Genomic DNA, 14,624 nt, shown 5'->3' with positions numbered 1-14,624 from the left:
AATCCCGTCACCGCCCACGGTAAAAAATTCCAAGTTTCGCGAGTGAGGAGACTGACCCGCACCGAGCTTTGGCGGGACTAGCTGGACGCTGTGCAGGGGGAGCGGCTGCTCTAGGCGACTGGGCCACTGTTTGAGCAACTGTCCCTGTTGGTTCCAGGTTTGGATATTCCCCGCCTGGCTAACGGTTACCAAGACCTGGCTACTGGGACTGTAGCTGATGCTGGTGGGCAACGCCACCGAGATGGGAAACGATTGTTGCACCTGTCCATCCCCGTTGATCACAGACACCTGTCCCCCGAGGGATAGCACAACTAACTGCCGCAGTTCCGGAAAACTGCGGACGCTGACCACCGGCCCCACAGTCATCAGTACCGGCCCCAGCGGCTGCCCCTTGTCGTTCCAAAGGCGAACCTCGCCCGTTGGGGTCAGGGTAATCATGCGCCCCGAGGATCCGCCCGCTGCGTATAAAAAATCTACGAATCGTACACCGTCGGGATTCACCGGAAACTCCAGCTCCAGCTGCCCTTGACGAGACCAGCGCCGCACAAAGCCATCTTTGCCCGCCGTGAGGAGCGATCGCCCATCGGGACTGAAAACCGCATGGGCAATCGGAGCCGGATGACCCCACCAGGCATTTTTTTCGCGGATTTCATCCAGAATGGACTGCAGCACAAACAGAGGCTTAACGGTTGGGTAGGTGTCCAGCGTTCGTCGAGGAGAAATGGTGTTTCGCAGACCTTTGGCATCCTTGAGGGCCGCAATGAGCGCCCCAATTTCATCAGTCTCGAACTGCTGAAGGGTTGTCACCCCCGCCTGCTCAAACTCCAGACTGCGCCGAGACTCCTGCAGGTTCAGCCCCGTCCGCACTCCCAGGCCAATGGCGAACAGGGAAACGAGGGAAATAGCCCCCAGCGCCACGAGGGATCGCTGAATAATCCGCCGTGCCTGCCGCTGGGCTGTGGTCAGAATCTGATTGGCCTCCATCACCGCCTGGGTGGTTTGCCGCTCGGTATCCAGACGTCGTTGAATGGTGCGCGTCGCCGCATTCTGACTGGCGCTGAGAAATTGATAGTCTAAATCGCTGAGGCTTTTACCCCTGGCCCAGTCGAGGGCTTCCTGTAGGGCTCGCCCCCGGAGGAGGCGTGACTCGTCCTTGGTTTGGGAGGCAACCCAGGCCTGGTAGCTCACTGCGTAGGGACGCAACTTTTGAAGACACTGCTCGACCCAGGCTAAGTCAAACACCTGGGCGTAGATAGGGTTAGCAATTTGAAGCTGGCCCTGCACCTGGATAATGAGACCCGAAAGCTGCAGCTCTATTTGTTCTGGACTGCCATCGGCAGGAATCCGGGAAGCCACGGTAGAGAGCAGCACGGTCCCCTGAGTCGAGCCTTGAGCATACTGCTGGGCCAGGCGCTGATAGAGGCCCAGCAGCCGCCCAGTTCGCTTTTCGTCCGTGAGGAGACGATTACGAATGGTGCGCAGATGCTCTGGTTCATCCTGAGATTCCCAATTCTCGATAATGCGACAGCGCACAAATTCAGACACCCATTCCACCTCATACCCCGGCAGAATGGCGGCAGAGGTACTGCTCAAAAGCTTGCATAGCTTTTGGGTGAGAAAGGGTTGTCCCTGGGTCCAGTCTAAAATTGCCTTGAGCACGGTTTTGGGGCTGGCGGTGAAGTCTCGCAGTCCCTGACACAGGGGCTGCGCCGCCGGCCAGGTCAAGCCCTCCAGGGCAATCGCCCGACCAATATTAAAGGGTGTCCGTTGCTTATCTTGAATCAGGTCGCTGGGGGCAGCCACTCCCAGCAGCACAAAGCTCAGACGACGAGCCTCCTGGCCATCTGCCCGATTGTTGTAATGGGCACGAATGACCGCAAAGAAATCATCGGTGGGAAATTCTAGGCTGAGGACACTATCAATTTCATCGATGAAGACCACCATGCGCTGGGCGACTTCCCGCAGGAGCACATTGTCAATAAAGTTACTAAAGCGCTGTACCGGAGTGAGAACATCGTGTTCGCGCCACCAAGAGCGAATATCAAAGCAGTTGCGCAGCTCGAACCCTTGCACCATGGCCCCAATGAGACTGGCATACCACTGTTCTGCGGTAATCGTTTGACTGCCGATTTTAGTCACGTCGATGGCCACGCAAATCATGCCCTCTGCTTCTAGGCGCTGCATCGTGCGCACCCGCAGGCTCGACTTGCCCATTTGCCGACTGGTTAACACATAGCAAAATTCTCCAGCCTGAAGCCCAGCATACAGTTCATGATCCGCCGGTCGCTGAATATAGGTGGGGGCATCAATGGGCAAACTGCCCCCCACCTGGTACAGCTGGTGAGGCCAGGGAGGAATCGAGTCGATCAAAGCGGTGGACATGGACCTTCAGGCCGGGTTAATGGAATGAACAGAACGCAGCGGATCAGTACCCAACAGTGTCCCTCTCGGGTTAGGACACAGGGACGGCGTTGGAGAGCCGAGCTTGGAAATAGCGACGGTATAGATCGCAGCGAGGCTGAGCCAGATTTGCCGACATCTGAATTAGGCCCAGGCTGTGGAGCTTGAATAAAATATCGGCCTCTAAGGCCACCGGTTCCCTAGACTCCAGGACCGATCGAAACCCCTGAGCCAGTTCCGGATTTTTCTGCAGTTTCCACCAAAAGCCTCGGAGGTGATCGCGGAACAGACCAGACTCATCGCTGGCTTGATCCAGGAGTTCGGAAAAGCTCAAATCTCCCTGGGAAAGGTGATACATTGCCAGGCGGACCAAATAGGGATGCCCCCCCACGAGCCGCTGAATCTGCTGAATTTCTGGGGTGCCCCAGGGCAACTGATGTAAGGTGGCCAAATGAGCAATTTGCTCGGCGTTAAAGGGAGGCAGATCAATGGGCAACCCCACATTAAAGGGAGACTGATTTGCGTTCAGGGGAATATAAACCTCAGTGGCATGGACCACAATTAGGCGAAGTTTCTGCCACTGCTCCTGGTTTTTGGCTTCCTCGTGCCAGGCGCGCAGGAGTCCGAAAAAGTCGCTGGCAATATGGGGGGCTTCGAACACGCGGTCCACTTCATCAAAGCCCAGCACCAGAGGCCGGTCAATGCGGGGCAGGATATGCTCTTCAAAGTAGTTTGTGCAGTTGTACTTGCTGCCAAAAATGTCATCCCAGTTGTTTTTTATATGGTTGGGCAGGCGCAGGCGCCGGGCCACGGTGGCACAGAGCCATTTCAGCAGACGGTCGAGATCTTGAAATGTCTGGGAATCGGCTAGCTGCAAGCTCAGGGCGATCGTGGCACAGCCTTGCTGCTGAGCATAGTGCAGAGTCCGGGCCATTAGGGAGGTTTTTCCCATTTGCCGCGGCGCTTTAATGCGAATTAACGCCCCTGGCTGGACGATGACCTCGGTACATCGTCGCTCAATGGGCGATCGCTCCGTATAGAAGGCTGAGGCAATCTGCACCTGTCCCTCGGGAATTTCAGGCTCAGCCACCGGCAGCGGCAACGCATCGGTCGGGTTTTGCTGGGGTGGCACCGTCGGAGGCGCCGCTGCCCCGGCAATCTCGGCAGTGGAATTTGTCGTCGGGGAGGACTCCAACAGTCCCAAAACCCGATCTAAAATCGTCTCCGTATCCTGGGGCGATCGCCAGAGGTACTGCTGAATGCGTTGCAGATACCCCCGCAGCTCAAAATTTAACGGTTGATCAAAGGGCAGCGCCACGCGGATGGGAATAATGCGAGGGGTCTGGTGGGGCTGCTGGCCTTGCATGGCCTTGACGGTCCTCACCTCCTGCAGCAGCACTTCGCTATGGACCGTCTGGGGACAGATGATCAAAATGTAATAGTCACACGATTGCAGAGCCGCATGGAGCTGGGCAACCCAGGTTGCCTCCATGGGCTGGCTTTGACTAATGATAAAGGTGTCGTAGCCCGCCGCTTGCAGACGCCTATAAAGGGTTTGAGAAAACTCACAGTCCTCAGAAAAGCTAAAGGCACTCAGAACGACTCGGGTTTTGGGCACCGATGCTGGGGGAGTTTCCCGCGGAATGGTCGTGCCCAGCTTGACCGGGGCAGGATCCTGGGGAGCGGACAACAATTCACCGCTCCGGCTGAGTTCAACCGGGCCCCGGCTGCCCAGGCTAGATCCTAAGAACAAATGCTTAACTCGCTGCCAGAGACGAGGCGGATGGGTGTATAGGCTCAGATCCTCCAAGACTTCCGCCGCATCTTGATAGCGATCTTGGAAATGGTATCGCACCAGTTGCTCAAGAATGGCCTGAAACTTGGGATGAATCGGCTCAGCAGCTTGCCACTGGAGATTGCCGTCAACACCTTGCTCGATCTGTGCGGGCGCCTGTCCCGTGAGTGCCTGAATCCCAATTACCCCCAGAGAATATAGATCACTCCCCGGACGCGGACGCCCCTGGGCCTGCTCCGGGGCCATATAGCCTGGCGTGCCAATGGTGATGGTGTCACCAAACTTTGCCCTCTCCGCAGGCGTATTGAAGGCCGTTTGAATGTGCTTAACGGCTCCAAAATCAATGAGGACAAGCTTGCCATCGCTCTGGCGCCGGATCAGATTATCCGGCTTCAGGTCCCGATGAATCACGCCCAGGGAATGGATGAACTGGAGAATCCCTAAAATATCTTGCAGTAATGAAATGGCCTGGGCTTCGGTCCAGGGGTGCTGGGGCAGCAGTTCCTGACTCAACAGCGACCCTGGAATATAATCTTGAACCAGATAAAACTCATTCTGGCTTTCAAAATAGGCCAGCAGCCGCGGAATCTGATCGTGGCATCCAAGCTTTTCGAGGGTCTCTGCTTCTCGCTGAAATAAGGACCGAGCCGTTGCCATGAACTCTGAATCCTGGCGCAGCGGTCTTAGATGCTTAACCACGCAGGTTGGACTGTGGGGACGCTGGGTATCCAGTGCCAAATGGGTTTGTCCAAAACTCCCTCCCCCTAGGCTACGCAGAATTTGATAGCGTCCACTTAGGACCGTTTCACCCATGAATCCCCTCATTTGCGAATGCCTCAAGGCTATCAAACCTAACGAATCTCTGACGAGGGTGCCAGGGTCAGAGAACCCTGAGCACGGTTTAAAAGGCAATAGAATAGGCCTATACAGACATAAGCATAGATGGGACAGGCAAATTCAGCAGAACATCCAACACCGCCGTTGGCAAAACTCCGACGACTCGGTGCAGGGCGGCGATTACAGAATATTGAATTAACGCAGCAGGGTCTGAGTATCGGCAGCGATCTCCGGCATCGACTGGTCCTGGGAGCAGAGGGCATCTTGCCCTTCCACGCCGAAATTCTCTGGCAAAATTCCGGGTTTGTGATCCAGGCCAAAAGCGCCGCCGCCGAGGTGTGGGTGAACCAGGTGCAAATTGTTGCCCCCCACGGCTATCCACTCCAGGATGGAGACTTGATCCAGCTAGGACCGGTTACCTTTGAGTTTCAGCGCCTCGGCGATCGCTCCCCTCGTGAAAAGCGGCTAACGGACTCGCGACTACCAGGCACCCTGGTTGCCCCAAACTATGCCCCCACGATCTTGCAGGTCAACGGTCCCCAATGGACCCAGGACTTTCCGCTCCAGGGCGATCAGATTTACCTGGGCTGCGATCGCACCTGCGACATTGTGGTCACCGAGCCCGGTGTTGCCGATCGACATCTGCTGCTGACCCGCGAAGGCGCCACCTATCGGGTTAAAAATTTACAGGCCCCGCAGACCCTCCAGCATCAGCGAGATCCGGTGCAGGATCTGCGACTCCAGGATGGTATGACGCTCTCCATTCCGCCCGCGGTCACCTTAATCTATCAAGTGCTGCCCAGCGTAGATCCCATCGAGCGTGAAGAAAGCCTGGATCTCAAAAACCGCGTTCAGCTAACGCTGGGCCGCGATCCTCACAATCAAACCGTGCTGGATCACCCCCTGGTTTCCCGCTTCCATGCAGAGATCTATCTCAAGGACGGAGACTGGCAGGTGCAAGATCTTCACTCGTCCAACGGCACCTTTGTCAACAATGAGCGGATTGTTCAGCCGCGCCAGCTGCGTCCGGGCGACACCATTCGCGTGGGCCCCTATCAATTTAGCTTCAACTTTGATGAAACCCTGGTTCAGCAGGACGACACCGGCAATCTGCGCTTGGATGCCTTGAAGCTCCGCCAGAGCGTTGGGAATAAGCTGCAAATTCTAGATGAGGTCTCCCTGGCCATTTTGCCGCGGGAGTTTGTGGCCATCGTGGGGGTCAGCGGCGCTGGGAAATCGACGCTGTTAAATGCCCTGAATGGCTATCAGCCAGCCAGTCAAGGACGGGTTTGTGTGAACGGTCAAGATCTCTATAAAAACTTCAATGCCTACCGCATGGAGTTGGGCTATGTTCCCCAGGATGACATTATTCATCAAGATCTCCAGGTCATTCAGGCCCTGGATTTCGCGGCGCGACTTAGGCTCCCTGCTGATGTCTCTCGTCAGGAGCGATCGCGTCAGGTACAGGCTGTCTTGAAGGATCTCGAGCTGCACCATCGACAGACGGTGCCAGTTAAACAACTCAGCGGCGGCCAGCGCAAGCGAGTCTCAATTGGGGTAGAGCTACTCACCCAGCCCAGCCTTTTCTTCCTGGATGAGGCCACCTCCGGCCTGGACCCAGGCACCGAAACCCAAATGATGCGGCTGTTAAGACGCCTGGCCGATCAAGGACGAACCGTGGTGCTGGTAACCCATGCCACTAAAAACGTCATGCTCTGTGACAAGGTGGTCTTTCTGGCCAAGGGCGGTCGCGTCGCTTTCTATGGTCCTCCGGCGGAAGCCCTGGACTATTTTGGCGTCCAGGATTTTGACGAAATCTATCTCAAAATTGAGGAAGAAAGTACTCCGGAACAGTGGAAGCAACGATTTTTGCGATCGGACCCCTATCAGCGCCATATCCGCGATCGCCAGCAAAACCTTGAAGATCAGCTCTCTCACCGGACCCAGGCTAAATCCTGGCTTAAGTTGCCCTCGGCCAATTCTAAGTCTGGACTGCGGCAGTGGTGGATTTTGTCCCAGCGCAACCTGACCTTGCTGCTTCAAGATAAGGCCAGCCTGCTGGTTATTTTAGCGATCGCCCCCCTCCTGGGGCTGCTGGATTTTGCCATGTGGCGCAAGGATTTATTTGATCCGGCCCAGGGCGACCCAGCCCAGTCCTTCACGATTCTGTTTGTATCGGTACTCATTGCCGTCATTGTCGGCAGCCTGGCCACCATGCGAGAAATTGTCAAGGAGGCAGAAATTTACCGCCGCGAGCGCATGATTGGGCTCCAAATTTTTCCCTATATTTTTTCCAAGCTGTGGCTGTGCGTGGTGCTTGCGCTCTACGAAGCCTTGATTTTTCTGATTACAAAACTCATCTCCGTAGACTTTCCCATTTCAGGCACTGAGGGTTTTGGCCTCTATCTCACCCTATTTTTAGCAACCTTAGGCGGAATGGTGATGGGATTGCTGGTGTCCTCGTTGTCTCCCAATCAGAGCGTGGCACCGCTGCTAACCATTCTATTTTTAGTGCCGCAAATCACCTTTGCCGGCTCCATTTTGCCCCTGCGCATGCTGGGACCGGTGGGCCATGCCCTGAGTCAAGTCACTGTCTCACGCTGGGCCTTTGAGGCCATGGTGACCCTTTCCAATGTCGGCGAAGCGGTTGCGGAGGACCCCTGCTGGCAAACGCCAGAATCGGTGCGCGAGACCTGGAGCGATCAGCAGAAAACGGACTGCCGCTGTTTGGGAGCAAACCTCTTCAAGAGCTGTCGATTTCCAGGGCTGTGGAAACAGTACGATCCGGCAGTCGATCAGCCAGAACCTCCTAAACCCGAAGATCCTGGCAGTCCTCCTCCGGTTCCTGAAACTGCACAGGTTCTCCTATCGGGCAGCTATGCTGAGCAGGTTGAGGACTACAGCAATCGGGTAGATCGCTACCAAACCCAGCTCGATCGCTGGCAGGAAGATTTTCGCCTTTGGAAAGAAAATCGCGGGAAAGCCATCGCCTCCGCCGAGGAACTGCTCGAGCGGTCGTATCGCAATCAAGGCCAGAGCTATCAAATTTCAGTGTGGGGCCATTGGCTGCGGTTATTGGCCCTCATGGTGGGGATGATCGGGCTGCTGGCCTGGAATCAAAAACGCAAAGACACCCTATGACACTGTGTATGAAAGACCCTGTATGCAGGCCATATGGAGGCCATAAACGCGCCTCCCGTCTGTATTCTGTTTGGCAGACTCAATTGGAAAGAAACATTACACTCATTGGTGTTTTACAGGATCATTTGATTTAATCGCATTGGACTTTATGCATCAGAGATCCCTTGAGGGGGGTGACCCCCTGTGGGGGTTCTCCATGGGCCGATGCCGTTGATTTCCAGCACCTTTGATGATCTGTTTTCTGGAATCAACCTGTCCTTATGTGATCGCTTTGAGGGCGTTTGCGGGTAAGTTAGCCCAGACCTAATCAGGCTAGCTCTTTTCATAACCGGGACTATCTGCCCTAGAGCTGTGTGTAACTCGTTGTATTCAGGGTGTCGGGCTTATGACTTTTCCAGATGGTATGCCTCCCGAGGAGGCGCGTTTTTCCCCCCACAGTCACTGGAATGAGGCGCCTTTGCCTGATTCAACGCCTAAGGCCGCAGATCTGGCAACTCTGAGGCGTCAGCTGCAATCTGCCCAGGAGTTACTGGCTTATCAACAGAGCGTTATTGATTCCCTCACGCAGCAGGTTAGCGAACGAGACACCCTGCTTGCGCGCTCCGAGCAGCAAATCGAGCGGCTGCAAAAGCAAGCGGATCTGCACCAGCTTGAACTCGCTGAGGTTCGGTCCATCTGCGGCGACCTGCGGATGCAGCTTCAGCGCCACCTTGGGCGACGGGTTTCTCCTCCTCTGTCCCAAGGCCCTGCCCCAGATCCATCCCAGACCTTGCCGGAAGCTGTGCCCCCAAAAGGGGATCTAATATCCTTTGGCTATGAGTCCATGGCGGCCCCCATGGGATCTACCGCAGCGGCCACCAAGGCTCCCCCGGTTCAGGTTTGGTCTGCTAAGCCGGCCCACGGCTGCTTTCAAAGTGCCTTCTCGGCCTATCGAAAGCTCACCACATTTATTGTTGCCTCTGCAACCTTGGACAATCCAGCGCCTACCCTTTCCCATCTAACCCGCACCCCGTCCCGTCTTGAGCTCCCTCGCTTTGCAACCCGATAGGAACCATGGCTTGATTTCTTTGCGGACTATGTCAGACTGGTCTTCAACGTTTCTTCATCAAGCGCAGCCATGTGTGGGATTGTTGGATATATTGGTCATCGACCTGCCTGTGAAATTCTGGTCTCTGGCCTCCAAAAGTTGGAGTATCGCGGCTACGATTCGGCCGGTATCGCCACAGTTCTAGACGGACAGCTGAATTGTGTACGGGCGAAAGGTAAGCTTCAAGCCCTGCAAGAGAAGATGGCCGGATCGGAAAACCCAGCTTCTTTGGGCATTGGACATACCCGCTGGGCGACCCACGGAAAACCTGAGGAGCATAATGCCCACCCCCACCGCGATCAAAGTGACCGGTTGGCGGTTGTCCAGAACGGCATCGTTGAAAATTATCGCGAACTCAGGGCGGAGCTTAGGGAAAAGGGCTATGTCTTTCGCTCCGAAACTGATACGGAGGTCATCCCCCACCTGATTGCGGACTTTCTGCGCCAGGATCAAGTCAAGCAGACCCAGGTATCCCCCCTCTTCGAAGCCGTCCGCTTAGCCGTGAGCCGGTTAGAGGGCGCCTTTGCGATTGCTGTGGTGTCTGCTGACTTTCCGGGAGAGCTAATTGTGGCGCGTCAACAGGCTCCTCTGGTGATTGGCTATGGGGACTCCGAGTTTTTCTGCGCCTCCGATACGCCCGCCCTGATTGCCTACACACGCGTCGTGCTGCCCCTTGAGAATGAAGAAATTGCGCAATTGACCCCCGCTGGGGTTCACGTCTATCACTTTAATGGCGATCGCCTCCGTAAGGCCCCTCGGACCCTGAACTGGAACCCGGTGATGGTGGAAAAACAGGGCTTTAAGCACTTCATGCTCAAGGAGATCTATGAGCAGCCGGGGGTAGTGCGATCCTGTTTAGAAAGCTACCTGGAAATTAACTGGACTTCCCAGGAAACATCGTCCTCCCCCTATCCCATTCGCCTGGGCCTGGAGGAGTCTCTTTTAGAGAATCTTGAGCAGGTTCAAATTGTGGCCTGTGGCACCAGCTGGCATGCAGGCTTGGTGGGCAAATACTTGCTGGAGCAGGTGGCTCAGCTGCCGACTCAGGTCCATTACGCTTCGGAGTTTCGCTACGCTCCCACCCCCCTAATGCCCCACACCCTTACCATTGGGGTCACCCAATCCGGAGAAACCGCCGACACCTTAGCCGCGTTAGAAATGGAAAAGCAGCGACGCAACGGAGTTGGCGAAAAATTTCAAGCTCGGCTTCTAGGAATTACGAACCGACCAGAAAGCTCCCTCTCTCGCTTGGTGCCCAATATTATTGATACCCACGCAGGCATTGAAATTGGTGTGGCCGCCACGAAAACCTTTGTGGCCCAGGTCATCGCCTTCTATCTACTCGCCCTTGATCTGGCTCACCGGCGTCAAACCCTTTCCCGAGATCGCCTGGGCGTCCTCATTGAAGGACTGCGTCAGCTGCCCGCGCAAATTGAGCAAGTTCTGGAAAGTCAAGAGCGCTACGTAGAAGCGCTGGCCCACGAGTTTGTCGAAACCCATGACTTTATCTACATCGGACGCGGAATTAACTTCCCCATTGCCCTGGAGGGTGCCCTCAAGCTTAAGGAGATTAGCTACATTCACGCCGAAGCCTATCCAGCTGGTGAGATGAAGCATGGACCCATTGCCCTGCTTGATGCCAAAGTTCCCGTGGTGGCGATCGCCATGCCAGGTACCGTCTTCGACAAAGTCCTCTCCAATGCCCAGGAAGCTCGCGCCCGCGACTCTCAACTCATTGGGGTCACGCCCCTGGATGAGGAAGAAGCCCGCCACACCTTCGATGTGGTGCTACCGGTCCCAGAGGTGGATGAATTGCTCTCCCCCATTTTAACCACCGTCCCGCTTCAGCTTTTGGCTTACCATATCGCCGCGCTGCGAGGACTAGACGTTGACCAACCGCGAAATTTGGCCAAGAGCGTTACGGTGGAATAGTTGGCGCCCCTCTCTTACGTGGGGGCCGCGCCAATACTCGGTCCTGAGGCCCATGAAGCAATTGGGCAACCATGGACCCCGGAAGACGTGTTAAAATTACTGTTTGCTGAAGTTAGCGATATCCTATGGCCTTACTGCAAGAACGCAAACAAGAAATTATTAACGAGTATCAGGTGCATGAAACCGATACCGGCTCGGCAGAAGTTCAGGTTGCCATTCTGTCAGAGCGCATTAAAAAGCTCAGTTCTCACCTGCAAGCCAACAAAAAAGACTATTCCTCTTTGCGCGGGTTGATGAAAATGATTGGGCAACGCAAGCGCCTGCTAGGCTATGTTCAAAAGCAAGATCCGGAGCGATATCGCAGTCTGATTTCCCGACTGGGAATTCGGGGCTAGGCGACGCTTCTTCACCCCTAGCTTCGGCATCATGCCCACTGTCTCCCCTTAAGCAAACCCGTGCCTAGCAATCCTCAAGGGCAGTCCTCGCCAAAGAAGCTGCCCTTTGAACCTAAATCGGCAAAATCGGCTCAAAAAAAAGCGCCAAAGCCTTCTAATTCCGCCCGCTTCTCTCCCAATCCACCGCGTCGTGCGCCCCAATCGGGCACCATTCCTGAGGTGGTCAGCCGTCGCATGGCCAAGCGTATGGTAGTGTTTTGCGGCATTCCTACCCTTCTGGGGTTAGCCACGCTTCCCCTCAGCTACTGGATCATTGCCCAAGATCTGATGGATCTGCCCAACGTTGCCGTTATTCTGGTCAGTCTGTTGTTTTTGGGCCTGAGCGTCCTGGGATTGAGCTATGGGGTTCTTTCGGCCTCTTGGGATGAGGACCAGCCGGGCAGCTGGCTTGGTATTTCGGAATTTCAGCTAAATTGGCAGCGTCTTCTGACCAGTTGGCAGGAACGTCGCCAACCGTAGAGATTCCCTCGCAACAGCCGATGGAGATGGCCGATGGATGTGGCCGATGGAGATGGCCGGTGTGACTCGCGATTACTGAAGGTGTAAGCATGATTATTGTCTTGAAAAGTGGAACCCCAGAGGTGGAGGTTCAACGGATTGCCGACGAAATGAAGGACTGGGGGCTAACGCCGGAAAAAATTGTGGGAACCAACAATATTGTGATTGGACTGGTGGGAGATACCCAGTCCTTTGACACCGATCAGGTACAAGATGTGAGTCACTGGGTAGATAAGGTGCTGCGCGTCAGCAAACCCTTTAAGCGCGTCAGCCGTGAGTTTCGTCATGGTGAGCCCAGCGTCATTGAGATTCCAACGCCCAATGGCACCGTGACCATTGGGGAAACCTGCCCCATTGTGATGGTGGCAGGTCCCTGTTCGGTGGAAAATCAAGAGATGATCGTGGACACTGCCCAACGGGTTAAGGCAGCAGGCGCTGCCTTTCTCAGGGGCGGTGCCTACAAGCCTCGCACCTCCCCCTACGCGTTTCAGGGGCATGGGGAAAGTGCCTTGGAACTGCTGGCTGAAGCCCGCCGCGTTTCCGGGCTTGGCATCATTACAGAGGTGATGGATACAGCCGACCTGGATCGATTGGCAGAAGTGGCCGATGTGGTTCAAATTGGAGCGCGCAATATGCAAAACTTTGCGCTGCTTAAGCAGGTGGGTGCCCAGTCGAAGCCCGTGTTGCTCAAGCGAGGAATGGCGGCAACCCTGGAGGAGTGGTTGATGGCCGCGGAATATATTCTGGCCGCTGGGAATCCCAATGTGATTCTATGCGAACGTGGTATTCGCACCTTTGATCGCCAATATACTCGCAACACCCTGGATTTATCGGTGATTCCTGTCCTGCGATCGCTTACCCACTTGCCGATCATGATTGATCCCAGCCATGGGACTGGCTGGGCTTCCCTGGTGCCTTCCATGGCCAAGGCGGCGATCGCCGCAGGCACCGATGCCCTCATGATTGAGGTCCACCCCAATCCCACGAAGGCGCTCTCGGATGGCCCTCAATCCCTGACCCCTGACCAGTTTACGCAGCTCACCCAGGACCTAGCCACGGTGGGAGAGGCCATAGGACGGTGGCCCGCAACCTATTCGCCGGTGGCTTAAAGAGGGGCCTTAGGGGCTGCAGCGCTAGTGAATCAGCGCTGCGCTTCCATAAGGTACGAGAAATAAAACCTGGTTTTCGTCAGGGCGGTGCGGTTGAGGTGCCAGCCAGAGGACTCAAGAATATCCACAATATCAAAGCGACGGTGGAGATAGGCACGCGTGGCTTTACTGGGGCCCGGGAAAAAATCACCCACCTTTTTCAGCAGCATATAGCCCACGGTCCAGGGGGCAAAGCTGAGAATTAACCGGGAATGGGCCAGAGAGCTCAAATGTTGAATCATGGCCGGAACTTGAGCATCAGGATAGTGAATTAATACATCCAGGCAGATCACAGTATCATACTGGCCGCGCAGGGCTTCCAAATCCTGAACGGAAAAGTCCAGATTTGGTATCTCCCCCAGTTCCTGCTGAGCTCTGCTCCTGGCTTCTTGAATCATCCGTTCTGAGATATCGCTGCCGTGCACGATGGCGCCCATTTTTGCCATGGGAATACTCAGACTCCCAACCCCGCATCCGGCATCGCAGATCCTTTGCCCCGCGAGATTTCCGTCCGCTTGCAGCCAGCCTAACAGGGTGTCAACGGTTTGTTGATGGCCGGTGCGAATGTCAAGCTGCACCTTATTGACCTCTCCGTCACCATAGATCCGCCGCCAGCGATCGAAGCCAACATTATTGAAGTAGTTTTGAACAATCGTTTTATCGTCAGTCACAGTCATGGGCCTAATACAAAATGCACCGAAGGATCAATGCCAAAGGTTTATTATCTCTAAAAATGGCTCACTTCTTTGGCCGCGGCGACGATTCGGATCAGTCTCCTCCCTTCAGCGACCTCGCAATCTTCGCAGCTGCCGTTCTAAACGGCCGCGAACCTGAGGATCTCGAACTTGCTGCCATCGCTGGGCCATGGCCTGGAAACCTTCCCTGAGCAGGGCGCAACTCGGCTCAAGCTGGGCCAGTTCTGCCACGTGACATCGGGATTTTAGCCTCTGTTCCAGGAAATCCTGGCTTTGCAGCGCGGTATGTCCCACCAGATGAATGCCCACTATTTCTCCCGTTGCGCGCATCACCAGCTTGCAAAAGAGCCAGGTTTCTCCCCATCCTTGCGATCGCTGCACGGTGATCTGCATTGTTTCGGAGGGAAAGCGTCGCCGGGCTTGGGGTTCTGTGAGTCCCACCCGCACAAATCCTGGCCAGACCGGCAGACTGTAGCTCAGTTGATCATATCGGACCGGCTGTTCCGCCTGGAACAGCATATTTTGGAGTGCAATTCGCCCTTCTCGCTCAGCTAAACGGGGTAAAGAATAACCTCCTAGGGCTGAACCGCAGGCAAAAATCTGGCGGTGCCAGGTTTGGAGCTGGGGGGTCGTCCG

The 14,624-nt window shown here is 55.5% G+C and carries 9 protein-coding genes and 1 pseudogene; 6 read left to right on the top strand and 4 right to left on the bottom strand.

Features of this window, described 5'->3' with window-relative positions; translation table 11 throughout:
• Both QQ91_RS18745 and QQ91_RS18740 read right to left on the bottom strand, forming a co-directional pair.
• A partial coding sequence (locus QQ91_RS18745) for an AAA-like domain-containing protein (protein ID WP_201277501.1) occupies positions 1–2,382 on the bottom strand: 2,382 nt, incomplete at its 3' end.
• Between the two features lie 70 nt (positions 2,383–2,452).
• Positions 2,453–5,008, bottom strand: coding sequence for an AAA-like domain-containing protein (locus tag QQ91_RS18740; RefSeq protein WP_166283370.1), 2,556 nt, complete (start codon positions 5,006–5,008; stop codon positions 2,453–2,455).
• A gap of 129 nt (positions 5,009–5,137) precedes the next feature.
• Here QQ91_RS18740 and QQ91_RS18735 point away from each other — a divergent pair, with 129 nt between their 5' ends.
• From QQ91_RS18735 to aroF, 6 genes are all read left to right on the top strand, one after another.
• The gene (locus QQ91_RS18735; RefSeq protein WP_250833406.1) at positions 5,138–8,173 is read left to right on the top strand and encodes an FHA domain-containing protein; all 3,036 of its coding nucleotides are present in this window, start codon (positions 5,138–5,140) and stop codon (positions 8,171–8,173) included.
• Positions 8,174–8,558: 385 nt separating this feature from the next.
• Positions 8,559–9,221, top strand: a complete 663-nt coding sequence (locus tag QQ91_RS18730) for a DNA replication complex GINS family protein (protein WP_166283366.1) — start codon at positions 8,559–8,561, stop codon at positions 9,219–9,221.
• A 69-nt stretch (positions 9,222–9,290) separates the two neighbouring features.
• Positions 9,291–11,192, top strand: a complete 1,902-nt coding sequence (glmS, locus tag QQ91_RS18725) for a glutamine--fructose-6-phosphate transaminase (isomerizing) (protein ID WP_166283364.1) — start codon at positions 9,291–9,293, stop codon at positions 11,190–11,192.
• 125 nt (positions 11,193–11,317) lie between these two features.
• Positions 11,318–11,587: a 30S ribosomal protein S15 gene (rpsO, locus tag QQ91_RS18720; RefSeq protein ID WP_166283362.1), complete on the top strand. Its 270-nt coding sequence runs from the start codon at positions 11,318–11,320 to the stop codon at positions 11,585–11,587.
• A 60-nt stretch (positions 11,588–11,647) separates the two neighbouring features.
• Positions 11,648–12,106, top strand: coding sequence for a PAM68 family protein (locus QQ91_RS18715; RefSeq protein ID WP_166283360.1), 459 nt, complete (start codon positions 11,648–11,650; stop codon positions 12,104–12,106).
• Between the two features lie 89 nt (positions 12,107–12,195).
• Positions 12,196–13,254: a 3-deoxy-7-phosphoheptulonate synthase gene (gene aroF, locus QQ91_RS18710; RefSeq protein WP_166283358.1), complete on the top strand. Its 1,059-nt coding sequence runs from the start codon at positions 12,196–12,198 to the stop codon at positions 13,252–13,254.
• Between the two features lie 32 nt (positions 13,255–13,286).
• On the opposite strand, the gene bchM is transcribed toward aroF, so the two are convergent.
• Both bchM and QQ91_RS18700 read right to left on the bottom strand, forming a co-directional pair.
• Complete coding sequence (bchM, locus tag QQ91_RS18705) at positions 13,287–13,970, bottom strand: magnesium protoporphyrin IX methyltransferase (RefSeq protein ID WP_166283356.1); 684 nt, start codon at positions 13,968–13,970, stop codon at positions 13,287–13,289.
• 105 nt (positions 13,971–14,075) lie between these two features.
• A pseudogene (locus tag QQ91_RS18700) lies at positions 14,076–14,624 on the bottom strand (hypothetical protein); the annotation flags it as partial.

Source organism: Lyngbya confervoides BDU141951, assembly GCF_000817775.3.
Lineage (GTDB): Bacteria > Cyanobacteriota > Cyanobacteriia > Thermosynechococcales > Thermosynechococcaceae > Lyngbya > Lyngbya confervoides.
Note: the sequence above shows the minus strand (reverse complement) of the source record. Positions and strands in the feature narration are given on the sequence as shown.